The 15,189-nt window shown below is 38.3% G+C and carries 15 protein-coding genes and 1 pseudogene; 7 read left to right on the top strand and 9 right to left on the bottom strand.

Annotated elements, in window-relative coordinates; genetic code table 11:
- Positions 1-104 precede the first annotated feature (104 nt).
- Positions 105-863, bottom strand: coding sequence for an IclR family transcriptional regulator (locus FYJ39_RS17755; RefSeq protein WP_154473742.1), 759 nt, complete (start codon positions 861-863; stop codon positions 105-107).
- 156 nt (positions 864-1,019) lie between these two features.
- On the opposite strand from FYJ39_RS17755, the gene FYJ39_RS21060 reads away from it, so the two are divergent.
- The 6 genes and pseudogenes from FYJ39_RS21060 to FYJ39_RS17725 form a co-directional block, all read left to right on the top strand.
- Positions 1,020-2,354, top strand: coding sequence for a YjiH family protein (locus FYJ39_RS21060; RefSeq protein ID WP_154473741.1), 1,335 nt, complete (start codon positions 1,020-1,022; stop codon positions 2,352-2,354).
- A 16-nt stretch (positions 2,355-2,370) separates the two neighbouring features.
- Positions 2,371-3,351, top strand: coding sequence for a C-terminal binding protein (locus tag FYJ39_RS17745; protein WP_154473740.1), 981 nt, complete (start codon positions 2,371-2,373; stop codon positions 3,349-3,351).
- Between the two features lie 261 nt (positions 3,352-3,612).
- Positions 3,613-4,044, top strand: coding sequence for a hypothetical protein (locus FYJ39_RS17740; RefSeq protein WP_154473739.1), 432 nt, complete (start codon positions 3,613-3,615; stop codon positions 4,042-4,044).
- Complete coding sequence (locus FYJ39_RS17735) at positions 4,026-4,820, top strand: hypothetical protein (RefSeq protein WP_154473738.1); 795 nt, start codon at positions 4,026-4,028, stop codon at positions 4,818-4,820. Before FYJ39_RS17740 ends, FYJ39_RS17735 begins: the two co-directional genes overlap by 19 nt.
- Positions 4,765-5,778: a Fic family protein gene (locus FYJ39_RS17730; protein WP_328597572.1), complete on the top strand. Its 1,014-nt coding sequence runs from the start codon at positions 4,765-4,767 to the stop codon at positions 5,776-5,778. Before FYJ39_RS17735 ends, FYJ39_RS17730 begins: the two co-directional genes overlap by 56 nt.
- 388 nt (positions 5,779-6,166) lie before the next feature.
- Positions 6,167-6,529, top strand: a pseudogene (locus FYJ39_RS17725) (plasmid recombination protein); the annotation flags it as partial.
- Between the two features lie 174 nt (positions 6,530-6,703).
- Here the strand turns inward: FYJ39_RS17725 and FYJ39_RS17720 are convergent.
- From FYJ39_RS17720 to FYJ39_RS17680, 8 genes are all read right to left on the bottom strand, one after another.
- Entirely contained in the window at positions 6,704-7,903 is a 1,200-nt protein-coding gene (locus FYJ39_RS17720; protein WP_154473736.1) for a site-specific integrase, read from the bottom strand.
- A gap of 80 nt (positions 7,904-7,983) precedes the next feature.
- On the bottom strand, positions 7,984-8,187 hold the full coding sequence (locus FYJ39_RS17715) for an excisionase (RefSeq protein WP_154473735.1): 204 nt from the start codon (positions 8,185-8,187) through the stop codon (positions 7,984-7,986).
- Positions 8,188-8,604: 417 nt separating this feature from the next.
- Positions 8,605-8,856 (bottom strand): helix-turn-helix domain-containing protein, encoded by a 252-nt coding sequence (locus FYJ39_RS17705; protein ID WP_154473733.1) that lies wholly within the window; start codon positions 8,854-8,856, stop codon positions 8,605-8,607.
- Positions 8,840-9,280 carry an RNA polymerase sigma factor gene (locus tag FYJ39_RS17700; protein WP_154473732.1) on the bottom strand — a complete coding sequence of 147 codons (441 nt, stop codon included), beginning with the start codon at positions 9,278-9,280 and terminating at the stop codon, positions 8,840-8,842. The genes FYJ39_RS17705 and FYJ39_RS17700 overlap by 17 nt, the downstream gene beginning before the upstream one ends.
- A gap of 447 nt (positions 9,281-9,727) precedes the next feature.
- The gene (locus FYJ39_RS17695) at positions 9,728-11,623 is read right to left on the bottom strand and encodes a VTT domain-containing protein (RefSeq protein ID WP_154473731.1); all 1,896 of its coding nucleotides are present in this window, start codon (positions 11,621-11,623) and stop codon (positions 9,728-9,730) included.
- The gene (locus tag FYJ39_RS17690; RefSeq protein ID WP_154473730.1) at positions 11,607-12,725 is read right to left on the bottom strand and encodes a hypothetical protein; all 1,119 of its coding nucleotides are present in this window, start codon (positions 12,723-12,725) and stop codon (positions 11,607-11,609) included. Before FYJ39_RS17690 ends, FYJ39_RS17695 begins: the two co-directional genes overlap by 17 nt.
- Complete coding sequence (locus FYJ39_RS17685) at positions 12,722-13,636, bottom strand: DUF4097 family beta strand repeat-containing protein (RefSeq protein WP_154473729.1); 915 nt, start codon at positions 13,634-13,636, stop codon at positions 12,722-12,724. Before FYJ39_RS17685 ends, FYJ39_RS17690 begins: the two co-directional genes overlap by 4 nt.
- Positions 13,637-13,717: 81 nt before the next feature.
- Positions 13,718-14,386: a TetR/AcrR family transcriptional regulator gene (locus FYJ39_RS17680; protein ID WP_235919882.1), complete on the bottom strand. Its 669-nt coding sequence runs from the start codon at positions 14,384-14,386 to the stop codon at positions 13,718-13,720.
- 191 nt (positions 14,387-14,577) lie between these two features.
- On the opposite strand from FYJ39_RS17680, the gene FYJ39_RS17675 reads away from it, so the two are divergent.
- Positions 14,578-14,931, top strand: coding sequence for a helix-turn-helix domain-containing protein (locus tag FYJ39_RS17675; RefSeq protein ID WP_154473727.1), 354 nt, complete (start codon positions 14,578-14,580; stop codon positions 14,929-14,931).
- Positions 14,932-15,189 lie beyond the last annotated feature (258 nt).

The raw sequence follows: 15,189 nt of genomic DNA, 5'->3' as shown, positions 1-15,189 counted from the left end.
ACATATTGTTTGAGGGCCTTGTTTTTACTGTGACACAATAATTCAAAACTCGTCATCTGCGTTGAGCGTGATGACGAGTTTTGTCATAATGTGGCCAGATAATTTTATATATTAGCAATGATTTTTCCTTCAATAGATTTTGCAGTTAACAGTAGTTCCTTTTCTAAATTTTCAAAACCTTTAACCTTTAATCGCGTCGTTGGACCGGAAACGCTGATGGCGGCAATGATTTCATCTTTTACTTTGATCGAAGTAGCAACGCAAGTCAGACCATATTCATATTCTTCATGGTCATAGGCAATATCTGTATTTAAAATAGTCTGCTTTTCTTTTAAAAACTGATTATAATCGGTAATCGTATTTATTGTTCTTTTTGTTAAATTTCCAGAAAAATATTTCATAACATCTTCTTCCGGCATGGAAGCCATAAAGATTTTTCCTGTACTTGAACAATATAAATCCGATTCTGGCAGCATATTGGATTGCAGGGAATAATATTCGCCTTCTTCTGAATAGATAATAAAAGTTTTATCCCGATTTCGTATTGCCAGATTTATCGTTTCATTTGTATTTTTGCAGAAATTTTTTAAAGAATCTGTTGCATAAGTGATTAAATTTTTTTCTTTGTTAATTCCGGCACGATAATTCAGCATTTTATAGCCAATGGCATATTCATCTTCATGTGTACTGACTAAAAGATTCTGACTTTCTAAAGTTTTGATGATCCGAAAAACTGTTGACTTTGGGATATCAAGTATTTTGGCTATTTCTCGTACACCTATTTCATTTTTCTCGTTGATTAAATCCAGAATTTTTACAGCATTGACAATTGCCTGGATAGGTTGGTTGTTTGTCTCAGTCATGGGAACCTCCTACTTCGTTATTCCATTAATTATACACGAAATGGAATATTTTGCAAATCCGAAAAAAGATTGACAAATGCTTGACAATCATGCGCTGTGTCTATATAATAAATTAAAAAACAGGACAGTGTCCCGAAAATAGAGAAGGAGAAAACGATGAAACAAGAAATGGATGCAAAAAACCTCATCAAATTTATCTTGGGTACTCTGTTTGGAGTATTCTTTGTGCTGGTTCCATTTAATTTTGATGGAACAGTAGACACAATTTTATTTTACTATGTAAAGCTTTTTGTAAAGCAGTTTAACAGCCAGCTTTCCATGGTGCTTATGATCTGTATTATTGCAAGTGCGGCGATCTCATTGTTTAATTTATTTAATGACAAGACATTTTTAGGCCAGAACAGACTTATGAAGAAGTTGTTTGTAACATCCCCTTTTTATGTTGTAAACAGAATCATTGGTGCTGTGTTAACTGTTATGATCTATTTTCAGATTGGACCAAGCTTCCTTATTTCAGCAGATACAGGAGGATCTATGCTGTCATTAGCAACACAGCTTGCAGTGATCGTACCATCCATGTTATTATTCCAGACATTTATTCTGGAATTTGGAGGAATGGAGTTTTTAGGAGAATTTATTGGTAAGCTTGTAAAGCCGTTATTTAAAGTTTCTGAAATCTGTGCTACAAGCATCATCAGTGCATGGGTTGGACCTGGAAATGCCGCGATCATGGCTACAAAAGAATTATTCGAAAACGGATATTTTACTTTCAGAGAAGCGGCCGCAATTGCAAGCCACTTCACAACAGGAAGTATTGGATGGATCGTAGTTGTATCTTCTGTATTGGGTGTAATGGATTATTTCGGACTGATCTTAGCAGGATTATTAGTTGTATCAATCATTGTTGCAGTAATCTGTGTAAGAATTCCACCAGTATCTCTGTATGAAGATGTTTATGTAGATGGAACAACAGAATTCAAACATGTAGTATTAAAAGAAGGAAATGCCTTAACCAGAGGACTTCATAATGCAGCAAATCGTGCTTCAGAAGCAGGAGTGAAAAATTTCGCTGCCAAAATTGATAATATGACATTTTATGTATTCTGGTTAACCCCGATCATTATTTGCTGGGGAACAGCTGCATTGGTCATTGCATTATTTACACCAGTGTTAGGTTGGATCTCTTTACCATTAGAGTTGATCATGAACCTGTTTGGTGTTAAAGAAGCAGGGATTGCGGCAAGTGCGATCATGTCAGGATTAGCAGATAACTACTTACCGGTTATTATTGGAGGAAGTATTCAGGCTGCCTCAACAAAGGTAATTGTTGCGATGATGAGTATTCTTTCTATTATTTATCTTTCAGAAACAGCGACATTATTATCATCCACAAAGATCATTAAAAAATTCTGGCAGACCATTCTTATCTTTTTGGAAAGAACTTATATCGCATTACCATTTGTTATCTTATTTGTAAAAGTATTTATGTAAGGAGAAGCGTAAAAACATGTATAAAATTGTTAGATTATTTGAAGACAATATGTATGATGTCGAACAGAAAATGATAAAAGAACTTGGCATGGATGCATCGATTGAAGTTATTCCATCAGGCACAGAAGATGAGATCATCGAAAATGCAAAAGATGCAGATGTGATCATCTGTGTATATGAACCGTTAACAAAAAAAGTTTTGGAAAATCTCAAAAGCTTAAAAATGGTCATTTTCCGATCCATTGGATTTAATGGAATTGATATGGATTATGCGAATGAGATCAATCTTCCGGTATCACATACAAGCAAATACTGCACAGATGAAGTAGCTAATTATGTTGTCAGTGCGATTGTTTTACATAACAGAAGGATCTTGGAGTTCAATAAGTCTGTTAAAGTAGATAGAAAATGGGATTGTGAATTATTCCCGGATATGCGCAGATTATCTTCAAGAACGATCGGACTGATCGGATTTGGAAATATTCCAAAGCTGATCACAAAACGTTTAAAAGCATTTGGACCGGAAATTGTTGCTTACGATCCATTTGTTCCTGATGAAGTATTTGAAGAATATGGAGTGAAACGAGTAGACCTGGAAACACTTTTTGCACAGAGTGATTATATATCTTCTCATTTACCATTAAACAAACAGACGGAAAAGAGTCTGAATAAGAGTCTGTTTGATCTTGTAAAAGATGGGGCTGTATTTATCAATTCTTCCAGGGGAGGAGTTGTTGATGAAGAGGATCTCTATGAAGCATTAACAGAAGGAAATCTTAGTTATGCGATCTTAGATGTTCTGAGCTCAGAAAATCCTGATTTATCAAAAGCAAAACTGGTTGATCTTGATAATGTAGTTGTAACACCGCACATTGCCTTTTACTCACAGGATGCATTTGTCCAGGGAGCAGAAGATACAATGAAAAATATTCATGCATTTATGAATAAAGAATATAAAAATGCAGAAATTGTGAATCTTAGAAATATTGAATTATAAGAGAGCTAAAAAAATAAGCCGGAAACAGATTTCTATGTACAATGGTTTTCGGCTTATTTTCCAGTTGAACTATTGTTTCGGAAATTTAGATTCAAAGTATTGCTTCATAAGACAAATTGTGATAAAGCATGGACAAATTTATGATTGGAAGATTAGAAGAATTAAAGTAATTAGAAAAATTTTATAACAGCTCCCAACCCTTCCATAAAAAATATTTTACAGCATAGGATTGATCATGTGTAGAAAGAGAAGAACATTTTTTTGATAGAATCTGTAAAGATTCGAACAGGTGGTATTCAGTTTTTTGGAAACGGAAATGATATAAAGGCATCAAAGGTAATCAAAGGGCAAACCACGTATGATACTACCAAATCATTCGCAGCAAAAATCGCCATTACAACTATCTCGTATGATGCTTTTTCAAACTCATTGCATGAACATCAGAAAAATGTCAATGAACATCAGAAAAACGTCCAAAGCCAAATTCTCGTCTCCAGACGTTTTTATCAGGTACGAGGCATTTTGTCTCCAGACCATTTCAAGCTGGTCTTTAACGCAAGCCGCCGGTTTATCATGCAGTCGGTACTGAGCCGAGAAACCGAGGGCGGCAAAGTGGTAATGGTATCATTGACTATGTCATTATCTTTCTTAATGAGTCATAAAAACAGTGGTATGTGGGTGCTGAGTCGATAAGAAAATATATGTCTCTTGCTATCTGTAGCATCACTTCGTTTGCAAGAGATATTCAGTTAGATGAAGGAGATTCGGATAATGAAGTGCTAGTTACAATTTCTGCTTCTGTACCAGAAGGATTTGATTTGAGAGTGGAAGTTTACTTAAACGATTCGCTTCATCCATTAACAAAAAACTATCAATGCACTATGGAACTGCCATTGGACAAAAATACAGTATATGATGTTGTTGTCTTATCTTCTACGGATGTAGAAGATAGGTATGAATTCGTAAGCCCAACCACCTTATCGCCATCTACAGAAAATTATTTAACTATTCAGGTTAATGAATTATTTGAAGAACCGCGAGAAGAAAACAACGACTCTGGAAAAGATGGTATTACAGAAATTACAGATTTTGATTTAGCACCCTTACAATATGATTTTTCCAATGGGCAAGAAAGTGGTATCATTCATATCTCTATGAAAGATTATGGTGTGTTCGATACAGTTACATACCGTTTAGTTGTAGAAAAAGAAGTATATGACATTATCCTAGATAGTGAGCATAACTTTCAGGCAGATGTAATTCTTACAGAAGGTTCTTATAAGGAACTGGAATCTGCATTTCCGGAACTTACGGAAACAATTCGAGGAACCGAAACAATCCCTTCAGCTCAAGAAGTGGAAGAAGAACCTTTCGATCTGACAAATCTCTTATTTGTCATTGAAGGAGTCCTTTGTGGATTTGGAATTGGTCTTGCAATCTTCCATTTCACAAGAAAAAGAAGAAAATAATGTATTAAAAAATGGAGCGACCTACACCAGAAGGTGGCCGGCTTCTCCTTTGCGAAATAATAGTATTTTTCATATCCGCAAATTAACAACATTGTTTTTTGGCTATGTAACGAGTATAATAATAGAACCACATCATGTCCTATGGAGGGAAAATATGACAAACATGGAAATACAGCTGGTAAAAGCAGAGTTGTGTCAGCGAGTGATTGATGCGGTTCGGCCATTTGAAGGAGAATCTCGAAAAGAAATTCAGGATTTCTACCGAATTTCCACAACATGGTCATCCAATGCAATAGAAGGAAATACATTAACAATGGGAGAGACCAAAGTTCTCTTGGAAGATGGTATTACAATTGGAGGAAAGCCTTTAAAAGACACATTGGAAGCATGCGGTCATGCAGAAGCGTATGATTATATGTTTTCACTGATGCGTAATGCACAGGTTGCTCTGGATGATATTTTGGAATTACACCGGCTGTTTTATCATAAAATCAGCGAAAAAGATGCCGGTATTTATCGCAACACTCAGGTTCGTATTACCGGATCTGAAACTATTCTACCAACACCTAAGGAAATTCCAAGTCGGATGAAACAATTAGAACTCTGGATGCGTGAAAATGAAAAAACCTTAAAACCATTGGTGTATGCAGCTGAACTATATCGGCGATTTGTGGAAATTCATCCCTTTAAAGATGGGAATGGCCGTACTGCCAGACTGTTAATGAATACTGCTCTGATTCAAAATGGATATTTGCCCTGCGTGATTTCTCCGGCAATCCGATTGGATTATCTGCAATCATTAGAAGCATCCCATGACACCCCAGCTCGTGGTGGAGATCCAGATCGATTTATTGCTTTTGTTGCAGAAGCTGAGACGGAAACAGAGAAAGATTTCATCCGGTCTATGCACCTGGAAATGCCGGACTTCAAACATGAGCTAGAAAATATGGAACGGTAATTATGTTCAAGACATCGCTTTGGCGGTGTCTTTTTTGTACCTAAAACGCAAATTGCTAATATTAGCGTTTTACTCAATCGATCCTCCTGCATAATTTTGTCATCACGTAACAGGAGGAATTACACCATGGGAAAACAAATATAATTATCGTATCGGTGATGTACCGAATGCGGATCTGGAACGACTCCGTCAAAACGAGCAGGTTATTCGATTGCCGGTGGGCGAAACATATAATAGTTTCTTTGAGAAACGAGTCATGTCCCTTCCGTATTATGAAAATCATAAAATTCATAAAAACGCAACATTGGGATGGGAAATCATGATGTCATTCGGCACCAATAACCTGCCAGCAGATTTTTCGATTGATCAATGAACCAAGCAATCAAAAAAATTCCTTGAGGATCAATTTGAAAAAGATAATATTGCGTCAGCGGTACTCCACATGGATGAGGGAACTCCACATATTCATGCTATCATTATTTCGGTGAAAGATGGAAAATTAAGTGCCAGATCCTTTATTAAAGACCGGCAGGATATGAGAAACCTTCATGTGACATATCATGATTACATGAAAGAGTGTGGACTGGAACCGGAAAACCGTTATATGCAGATCGAGCATACAAAGGTCGGAAAATTTTATGCAAATATCAATATGGCTTTGGAAAAATCTTTGCCTGGACCGGAAGCAGGGGAAACGATCGCTGATTATGCAGTGTTGTGGTCAAGCTTTTTTGTAACAGTTTTGGCTTAAATCTATATAGAAAAATTGATTATCTTTTTAGAAGTTCTTATATGCCGTTATAGCCTGTGTTTACAGGCTTTTGCGGCATTTTTCTTTACGGAAGATGTTCTTAAATGTTCTCATTTCCCCTCATGTTTCCCCGTTCAAAAGTAGTAGGTTGAGTAGTAAAACCTCAATTTACTACTATGCAATCAGCCGTTCCATTTCAGCCATTGCATTATCCGGCGTAGCGTGTGCGTAGTAGTTCAGTGTCATATTGATGTTGGAATGTCCCATAATATACTGTAATGCTTTCGGGTTCATTCCGGCATTTGCTAAGTTGGTGCAGAACGTATGACGTAAAGTATGTGGTGTCATTACTTTCGGTAAGGATTCCTCATGGTACTTGTTGTATTTCTTCACAAGCCCCCGGAACATACTTTCATAGTTCATGGCTATTTTGGGTAAACCGTTCCGGTTAAGGAATAAAAAGCGGCTGTACCCGTCAATGATAAGCTGCGTTCTTGCCATTCTGGGCGTTTTCATCACACGCTCAAACGCTTCATATACCTTTGTACTCATAGGGATTTGCCGGGTGCCGCTTTTCGTTTTCGGTGTTTCAATGTAGTAGCCGCCCGCTTCCGAATGTTTCAAAAGTTGGTGGTCTACATTGATTAACTTATTCTCAAAGTCAATGTCGGCTTCCGTCAATCCGCAGAGTTCAGAAATACGAAGCCCCGTCCCTAACAGTATGATGATTTCATCATAATACTTCTGATAGACTTTATCACTCTGCACAAAGGACAGGAAAGACGCTTCCTGCGTAGGGGATAAGGGTTCCTTTGGTTCCGTATCATCTTCAAGGACAGTGTTCAACTGGAAGTCAAACGGATTTTTGCGGATACAATCGTCCTGTATGGCTGTGTAAAAGGCAGCTTTCAGAGAACGCTTGTGGTTGTTGATAGTCTTGAAAGAATAGCCTTTCTCTTTCATGCGTAACGCCCATTCTTTCGCGTCGGAGAGCTTCACATTCTCAATGCTGCAAGCTCCGATTTTATCTTCTTCCAAAATCCGCATAAGCTGTTTGCGTCCCTGTTTCGTGCCGCACCGTACATTTGCCCGGTGTCGTATCTGCTTTGCGTAGAGCTGGCAGACAGTCATTTTCTTTCCGATAGGGTCGATACCGTCCTCAAGGTCTTTTAAGATTGCCTTTTCCTTTTCCCTCAAAGAAATATCGTCCCGCTTTCCGGCGGGGGTCTTGTCGGTAGGTACTAACTTCCAAGAATAAGCAAACTGCGGTTTCCCAAAGGTATCAATGTATTTGTAAGCATATCTTCCGTCTTTTCTCTGGCTCTCTCCTGTGTGTAAAATACGGTTTTTATTGTCACGTCTTTTCTCCGACATTATGCGTCATGCTCCTTTCCATGACGGAAAGAGCCTTGATATGCCTGTATATATTATACCACATTCAAGGCCCGATTTCACTATATAACTTCCAGTGTATCAATGTATTTTTCAAACTGCTTCCGTTTGATTTGAATACGGTTCCCGTTCATCATTACCCAAGCAGCAGAGGGATTTTCCTCTGCCAGTTTCCGCAGCTTGTTTTCCCCAATACGGAAATATTTAGACGCTTCCTCAATGGTAAGCGTGTATTTCTCCCAGATAGGCACATCAGTAATATTCATTAAAGGTGTCCCCCTTTCTAAAAAATACAAAATGGTTGATAGTTGAAAAGGGGCTTTAATCAGACGGCTCCGGCAAGCTCCACGGGAATTGCACCCCCGCATGGTTCTCATGCAGCCCTACCCATTGCCTGCGACGCTTCTAACGCTCGGACTATGGCGGTAAGGGAGTATCATTATACCGATATATGGATTGTGGCGGCAGACGTGCCAAGGTCTGCTATGGAACACTGATATTTCCCGCTCGGTTTTATCCCTCCTTTCGTCGTCGCGTATCAGCCCAACGGCTCCCCACATATCGAATGTATCTGATTTGCCCTATACTGCGTCGCCGTTTTCTTGCGCCGCTTTCTTTGTCAAGGTGCTAAAAAGGTCTGGACGGCAAGCAGCGGAAAGGGGGGACGCCGCTTGTCCGTTATCTCAAACCTCGAATGACAGGACAGCCCTTATAAGACGTGACCTCAAGCGGTCGCGTATGTCCTCGTCTATGCCCCAGTAGGTATTTCCGCGTTCGTCGCGCAGCTTCCGCATAGACAGGGATGCTATGTAACTTTCGTAATGCTGTACGACAATATTCATAGCTTCCGGGTCGCCCTTTGTTGCGGCTATGATTACCGGATATGGCAACAAGCCGCTTTCAGCGTTTTCATTGTTACTAATCTTTGTAGTCATAGGCGCGTTCCTCCAAATAGCGTTTTAACAGCTTCATAGAGCTTTTGCGACGGGTCTGTACTGTTGTCCTCGGAATGTTGCAGTATGTCGCAATTTCCCGTTCACTCATATCAAAGAAGTAATACAGCAGTACGGTTTCCCGCTTTTCTTCCGGCAAACTGTGTAGGGCTTCGGCAAGCAGCTCCGCAGTAATTTCTTTACCGCCGACAACGAAAGATTGTTCCGCTTCATCATTTGCAAAATAATTGTCGCAGATGTGGAGCTGATTTTCTTCCTCTGGCGATAAATCGGAAAAAGTAATTTCGCGTAGTTGCCGATACTTTGTGTCCCTGTGGGCGTTCATAGCTTCACGCTTCAACGCCCGTTTGCAATAGCCGTTAAAAGCACAACGGATTTGCCATTGGGTACGATTAGGTTCGTTCATGTTCTCACCTCCTTTCGCTCCCGCGAAAGCGGTGGATTTTGAAATATCCCCTTTCGTAAACCCTCAAACCAAGAAAATCCATTTTGGACGTTGATTTTTTGTGATTTCTCCAAAAAATTTTTGAAAAAATGCAAAATGCGCCCGTCTGCGAAATGCAGACGGGCGCAAAGGAATTGAAAAAGGTATTTAGATGATTTAATAGTTCATACTTATGGGTAAAAATATTCCCGGCGGTGGTCGGGATTTTTTTGATGAATGATAATAATTAGATAGAACATGATTGAAGAAAAAGGACATAGCGATACCTCCCTGATACCGCCATGTCCTTAAAAAAGGGCGACTTTAATACACCCTCCGTTATCCCATTCTTAAAAAGAAAACGGCGGCTCTGATGTATCAAAGCCACCGACAACTGGCTCCGTTACTGTCGGCAGCCATGATTTTTATTTACTTTGTTTGTACCCAATCCAAAAGTTCTTTTTTTACTTGTTCTAATATGTACTGTCCTATTCGTTCATCTTCCGGCTGCCCTATTAGAGTACAGTTCAATGTGCATACATCTTGAAACGTACTTATTGATAACTGAAAATCGGGCGGTAATCGGTAAGTTCCTGTTATATAGCAGTTTTCTATTATGCAATCATTAAAACGAAACTTCTGATGATTTATCCGTCCAATATTTGTATAACTAACGGGTAGTATTCGATAGTTTGCTTTTATGATTTGCTGTAATAATTTGCGCGGGATTTTATGGAACGTGCTGTTTAATAGTTTTATTCCCGCATAGCAGCGATACCGGGATTTTTGCAATTCCATTTCTATATGTACCTGTGACAGTGTTTCAAGAAAGGTATGCTGTGGTTTAATCTCTATGACTATTCTTCTGTATATTCCTGTCAGATTTGCAACTGTCAATTTATCTGTTACATGGCCAAAACGCCGTAAATCAGCCGGACAAGGAAGAATAACGGTATCAATATCTTTTGTTCGTGCAATCACACGGGAATAGGCTGTCATAAAAACGTCATTGAGCGTTGAATGGTTCCTTTTTGCTTTTGCGTGTAGTAATAAGAAATCCTCTCTTGAAATTTTGCTAACTATACAAAAATAATCCGTACCACTACTGAAATTCCTTAGAGGTGGAATCTTTGTCCTTTTTCCTTGCCGTGTCTGTTCGGTCTGTTTTTGAACGTGTATGTTCTCTAAAAATGGTGTAATAGCCCGGTAGTTACTATATGGAAAATCAGCGTATGGCTCATTGTATAGGAGTGACAGCAAATATAAAAACTGTAAAAATCCCTCTCCGTCAGTCAAAATATGGCTCATACCAATAGTGACAATATCTTGCTTTTCCTGTCGGGATATATTTATCTGAACCTGTGGCTTTACGCTTAAATCCCAATCCAAAAGTGTCTTTTCCTGTAGAACAACATCATCTTTCGTTAATCCAATATCCGTAAATTTTCCCAATCTAAAATTATAGGTATATAATATTTCTGGCACATAATGACTTGCTTGTTGTATAGCCGTTTTTAAGCGGTTAATGTCAAGTTGTCCCTTAATCTCAATATGACAGTACATGAGAGGGTATATTTTATGTCGGTGTGCGGCTTCAACCAAATCCATACATTGATAATCTGTTTCGGTGCAATTTTCACGGTTTGAATGTCTGCGGCAAAAGTCAATAATTTTCTCATTAAAACCTATTCCTGTTATTCCTATAATTCCAGTAATGAAAAACACAATTATAGAAATTTCCCAATCGCCCCGGCGCATAGTGGCTCCTATCATAGTTGAAGATAAAACAGACGGAATACGCGCAAGAGAGGATATAAGAAGAAATTTGTTAATACTCATATCTGTTACGCCAACAATATAGGTAAGCATATCTTTAGGTGTTCCCGGAATGAAAAACAGTATGAATGTTACCATAGTGCATTTTTTACTGTCTTGCAGCCATTTCCAAGATTGCACTTTTTCTTTGCTAAATAAAGCGTATAACAGTTTTTTACCAAAGTGCTTTGAAAGGGAAAAAATAAGTGATGAAGCAATTAAGCAGCCGATCAAGCAGAGAAGCAGCCCACCGACAGTTCCGTACAGTGCGCCAGATAATATTTCTACTGGCTCACCGGGAATAAAAGCAATGATAATTTGCAGTATTTGTAATCCTAAAACAGCTATTACGCCCATAATCCCCATGCGGTTTACCCATTCGCGGATTTCGGCTTGACAAACTGGGTCAGATAGTTTTTGAAAATGCGGAAACAAAATAGCAGTTATGCTAATTACAAGCCCAACAAATACCAAGCAATATAGAATTATCCGTTTATATGTCTTTTTCATGCTCTATTTCCTCGTTTGAAAAATTCGACTTGTTCAAATCAATCCTGCATACAAAGTCAAGCTTTCTATAATAATCAAGTTCTATAAAATCGGTAGGTGTTACATGAGCTGCGTTCTTTTCAAAATAGTTCAGTCCGGCAAGCTCTAACATGGTATAGACAAACTGTGAGCAGAACATAATATTAGGCTGTGGTGTGACTTTCAACACTAATCCTAGAAGATTGTACGCGCTTCCCTCGTTGTTAATTTTACGGATTTTATCAAGTATAATCCGTTTTTGCTCATAAGTTGCTAAGAGCCGATAGACTATAACCGATGCTCCGTCCCTTTTTGTTAGTTGCTCTATGACTTCTGAATTAAGACCGGGTGGGGCTATTTTTTCCCCGCCGTTATAGCTGATAATGGTATGCAGTTCTCTGTCAAATGATAGAGAAACATGGTTGTATTGTTTGTTTGTAAAAAGTCCTATAATTTCACTGGAAGCACTTTTTGACTTTGTAATGACAAGATAAATATATCCGTCATGCAAGCTGTCAGTCGCTTCCTCGAAATAGTTTTCTGTGAGATTTCCATTGTTGATATAGGAAAAAGAGCTATGCCGGGGTAAATCATGTATGATTTCTTGTATGTTGCTTTTCGATAGTTTCCGTCCGGCAGCCGCCAGCTTATCCATTCTATAAAAGATTTCTTCTTTATCGTGAAGCAGTTGAGAGTAGGACAAAGCGGTACATTCGCCTAAAATGGCAAAGGGAGAGCTACTATTTTTCTTGAAGAAAAAAATCGGCTTTATAAAAAAAGGAATGAAAATCAGCAGTATTCCCAGTATTTTTCCCAAGCTACAAATGGTATTGCTTTCCTTTAATAAAGTACGGATAACGAAAATGTCAAAAAGGATTTGTGATACCATGATAAGAGCATAAACAATAGCCTGCGCAATTTTTTCCAGTATTGTTGAAGCTGAAAAAATGGTATAGCAAAACAGAAATATAAATGAAAAAACATAGGCAAGAATAAAGACTACATAGCTACTACTCAAAAATAGAGCCGCGCAAGCTAAAAATATGATTAAGAATGTCAATAATATAAAAAGTTTTCGTTTCATTGTGATACCTCTATATTTCCGTTATTTGTTTCGGCTTTTACTGTGACTGTGGGATTATTACCAACAGTCCCGCGTGTTGTTTTCCCGTCAATAGAAATACATTCTTGAAATGTAGTAGATACAGAACCATTTTTTGTCGTGGCTTCAAACTCAAATTCTAATTCAGTAGGGAGTGTAAGTTTTATGTCATCATTTTTGTTGTAAAAAGACAAATCCCCAGTGACTTCCGTATAAACAATGTTTAGTTGACCGGAATTATTTGCTTTGTAGCTGCCGGAACCAATCGCTGATTTTATATCAGCATTTCCACTTGTAGAAGTATAGGTTATGTTACCTGCCAATTCGTCACAAGTAATATTTCCGCTTGTAGTATCTAATTTAATAGTGTCTGCTGTAATATTGCCTAATTCCAATGTTCCGCTTGTAGTAGATAAGTGGATATTGGAAGCTGTGGCTTCGCGTAACTTTACAGTTCCGACTGTGCTATCAATGCGGAGCATGGATAACTGTAAACTTATGTTAGACAGGTCTATATTTCCATCCGTTGTTGTAATTGTAAGAGCTTCCGTATAAGTAACAGGAAGATACACTTCGATATAACGTGAAAATCCGTCTTTGAATAACGGTTTGCCGCCCTCGCTGATATGAATACTGTCCCTGTCTTTGTCCACATCTGCATAATAGCTTGTTTTGTCCTCTGTCATGTATTCTTTAACTATCAATTCGTCGCCGTCTGTTTCAAAAAAGGTTATTGTTTCTTCATCATAAGAAATAGTTACATCATATATTTCTCCCAAAGAAAAGTGAAGCTCGTTTGCCATTTCCGGGGTTTTTGAATTAGTACAACCCGTAAGGGTAAGCAAGAAAAGAACTGCTATAAAACTGAACAAAAATTGATTTTTTATTTTCATAGGATTACCTCGCTTTCAATATTTACTTAATGAATTGTTCATTCATAACAAGGGTAAAAATTAGTGGGCTTTTTACGCCCGCTAATTTTTACATTGGTATGCAGAAATTATGTTGTCCAGACAAAGCTCCTTTGAAAGCTCCAGAGGAATATTCTGTGTTTCAAAGGACGTATAGCGTATATCCATAGCCCACCATGATAAAATTTCGATAATTAAAGTCGTAGATAATTCAAGATGTTCAAGGGGGCGTACTGTACCGCGTTCAATAAACGCCGCCATATACTGTGTCATAGTTTCAAGAAATCTTTTTCGGTATCGTTTATAATGCTCTGCTAAAAACTTAAAGTCAAATTGATTTTTTTCAATAAACAGGCAGCCCACCGCATACTTTGACAAAATATCAAATGCGTCTGAAATAAGTTCTTCGAGGTTATAGTTCTCTGCATGATTGGTAAGGTGCTTTGAAAAATCATCACCAGTCTTTTCAAACACTTCGACAATATCATTTTCTAAACCTATAAATAAATCATCTGTAATAGGTCTGTCAAATTCTCTATTGATAAAATTCGGGTCAAGCGTACATTTCAAAACAAAGTGCATAATCTCTTTTTTCCCGGTAAAGTCAAGATATATTGTACCAACAGAAACGCCGACAGCTTTTGCAATATGGCTTATTTGCGTTTTAGAATATCCTTGTTGCAAAAACAGATATGTTGCTGCGTCTGCTATCGCTTTAATGCGGTCATTCATTCGTATTGACCTCCTCTCTGTGAATGAATTATTCATTTATATAATACTCACCTGTCGCTTAAAAGTCAATGCCTACATAGAAAAATTCCACTTCACATCTCATATTATAAATTATTTTGGCTAATGATAGGTACTGTGTAAGCATATCCAGGAAGAAAAGGGAACAGTAAAATGTAATCGGGTGAATGAATATGGCAAAAAGACCAATAGAAAAATATGACTTCAAGGCTTTTGGAGAAGCAATCAAGGCAGCGTGGACGGGGCGCAAGGAAAGCCGCAAGAAAGTGAGTGATGAAATGTATATTTCCCCTCGCTACCTTGCGAACATTGAGAACAAAGGGCAGCACCCCAGCCTGCAAATCTTCATTGAGCTTGTGCGTCGTTACAATATATCCGTAGACCAGTTCCTTTTTGATAGCCCTGTGGGGAAAGACACCAATCGGCTGCAACTTGACGCGCTGCTTGACAACATGAGCGATAACGGCATACGGATTGTAACCGCAACAGCGAAAGAAATTGCAGAAGTCGAAAAAGAGGACAAATAAGATGTGTCCGGCAAAACTGAATAGGATTTAGGAAGCGTTGTAATCTTTGCAGATTGCGGCGTTTTTCTTTTGCAAAACTCCGTCAAATTTGCCTTTCCCGGTGTTGTAGGTAGTGTAGGGATAAGTTTCGTAGCAAACCTGCTAATAATGCAAGCACTTTTTTGTGGCAGGAAAAATGTGCATAACAAAATAGCCGTCGCCAATGACGGCAAAACAAATGTGGATTTTATCAAAGCAATCACGCGGATTGTTTTAAGC

The sequence above is a fragment of the Clostridium porci genome (assembly GCF_009696375.1).
Taxonomy (GTDB): domain Bacteria; phylum Bacillota; class Clostridia; order Lachnospirales; family Lachnospiraceae; genus Enterocloster; species Enterocloster porci.
This window is presented reverse-complemented; position numbering and strand designations above follow the sequence as displayed.

Coding starts and splice junctions, on each gene's coding strand:
- FYJ39_RS17690 (WP_154473730.1), bottom strand. CDS start 12,725: ATGAAACGAAAACTTTTTATATTATTGACATTCTTAATCATATTTTTA.
- FYJ39_RS17720 (WP_154473736.1), bottom strand. CDS start 7,903: ATGTCGGAGAAAAGACGTGACAATAAAAACCGTATTTTACACACAGGA.
- FYJ39_RS17695 (WP_154473731.1), bottom strand. CDS start 11,623: ATGAAAAAGACATATAAACGGATAATTCTATATTGCTTGGTATTTGTT.
- FYJ39_RS17715 (WP_154473735.1), bottom strand. CDS start 8,187: ATGAATATTACTGATGTGCCTATCTGGGAGAAATACACGCTTACCATT.
- FYJ39_RS17745 (WP_154473740.1), top strand. CDS start 2,371: ATGTATAAAATTGTTAGATTATTTGAAGACAATATGTATGATGTCGAA.
- FYJ39_RS17680 (WP_235919882.1), bottom strand. CDS start 14,386: ATGAATGACCGCATTAAAGCGATAGCAGACGCAGCAACATATCTGTTT.
- FYJ39_RS17755 (WP_154473742.1), bottom strand. CDS start 863: ATGACTGAGACAAACAACCAACCTATCCAGGCAATTGTCAATGCTGTA.
- FYJ39_RS21060 (WP_154473741.1), top strand. CDS start 1,020: ATGAAACAAGAAATGGATGCAAAAAACCTCATCAAATTTATCTTGGGT.
- FYJ39_RS17675 (WP_154473727.1), top strand. CDS start 14,578: ATGGCAAAAAGACCAATAGAAAAATATGACTTCAAGGCTTTTGGAGAA.
- FYJ39_RS17685 (WP_154473729.1), bottom strand. CDS start 13,636: ATGAAAATAAAAAATCAATTTTTGTTCAGTTTTATAGCAGTTCTTTTC.
- FYJ39_RS17700 (WP_154473732.1), bottom strand. CDS start 9,280: ATGAACGAACCTAATCGTACCCAATGGCAAATCCGTTGTGCTTTTAAC.
- FYJ39_RS17705 (WP_154473733.1), bottom strand. CDS start 8,856: ATGACTACAAAGATTAGTAACAATGAAAACGCTGAAAGCGGCTTGTTG.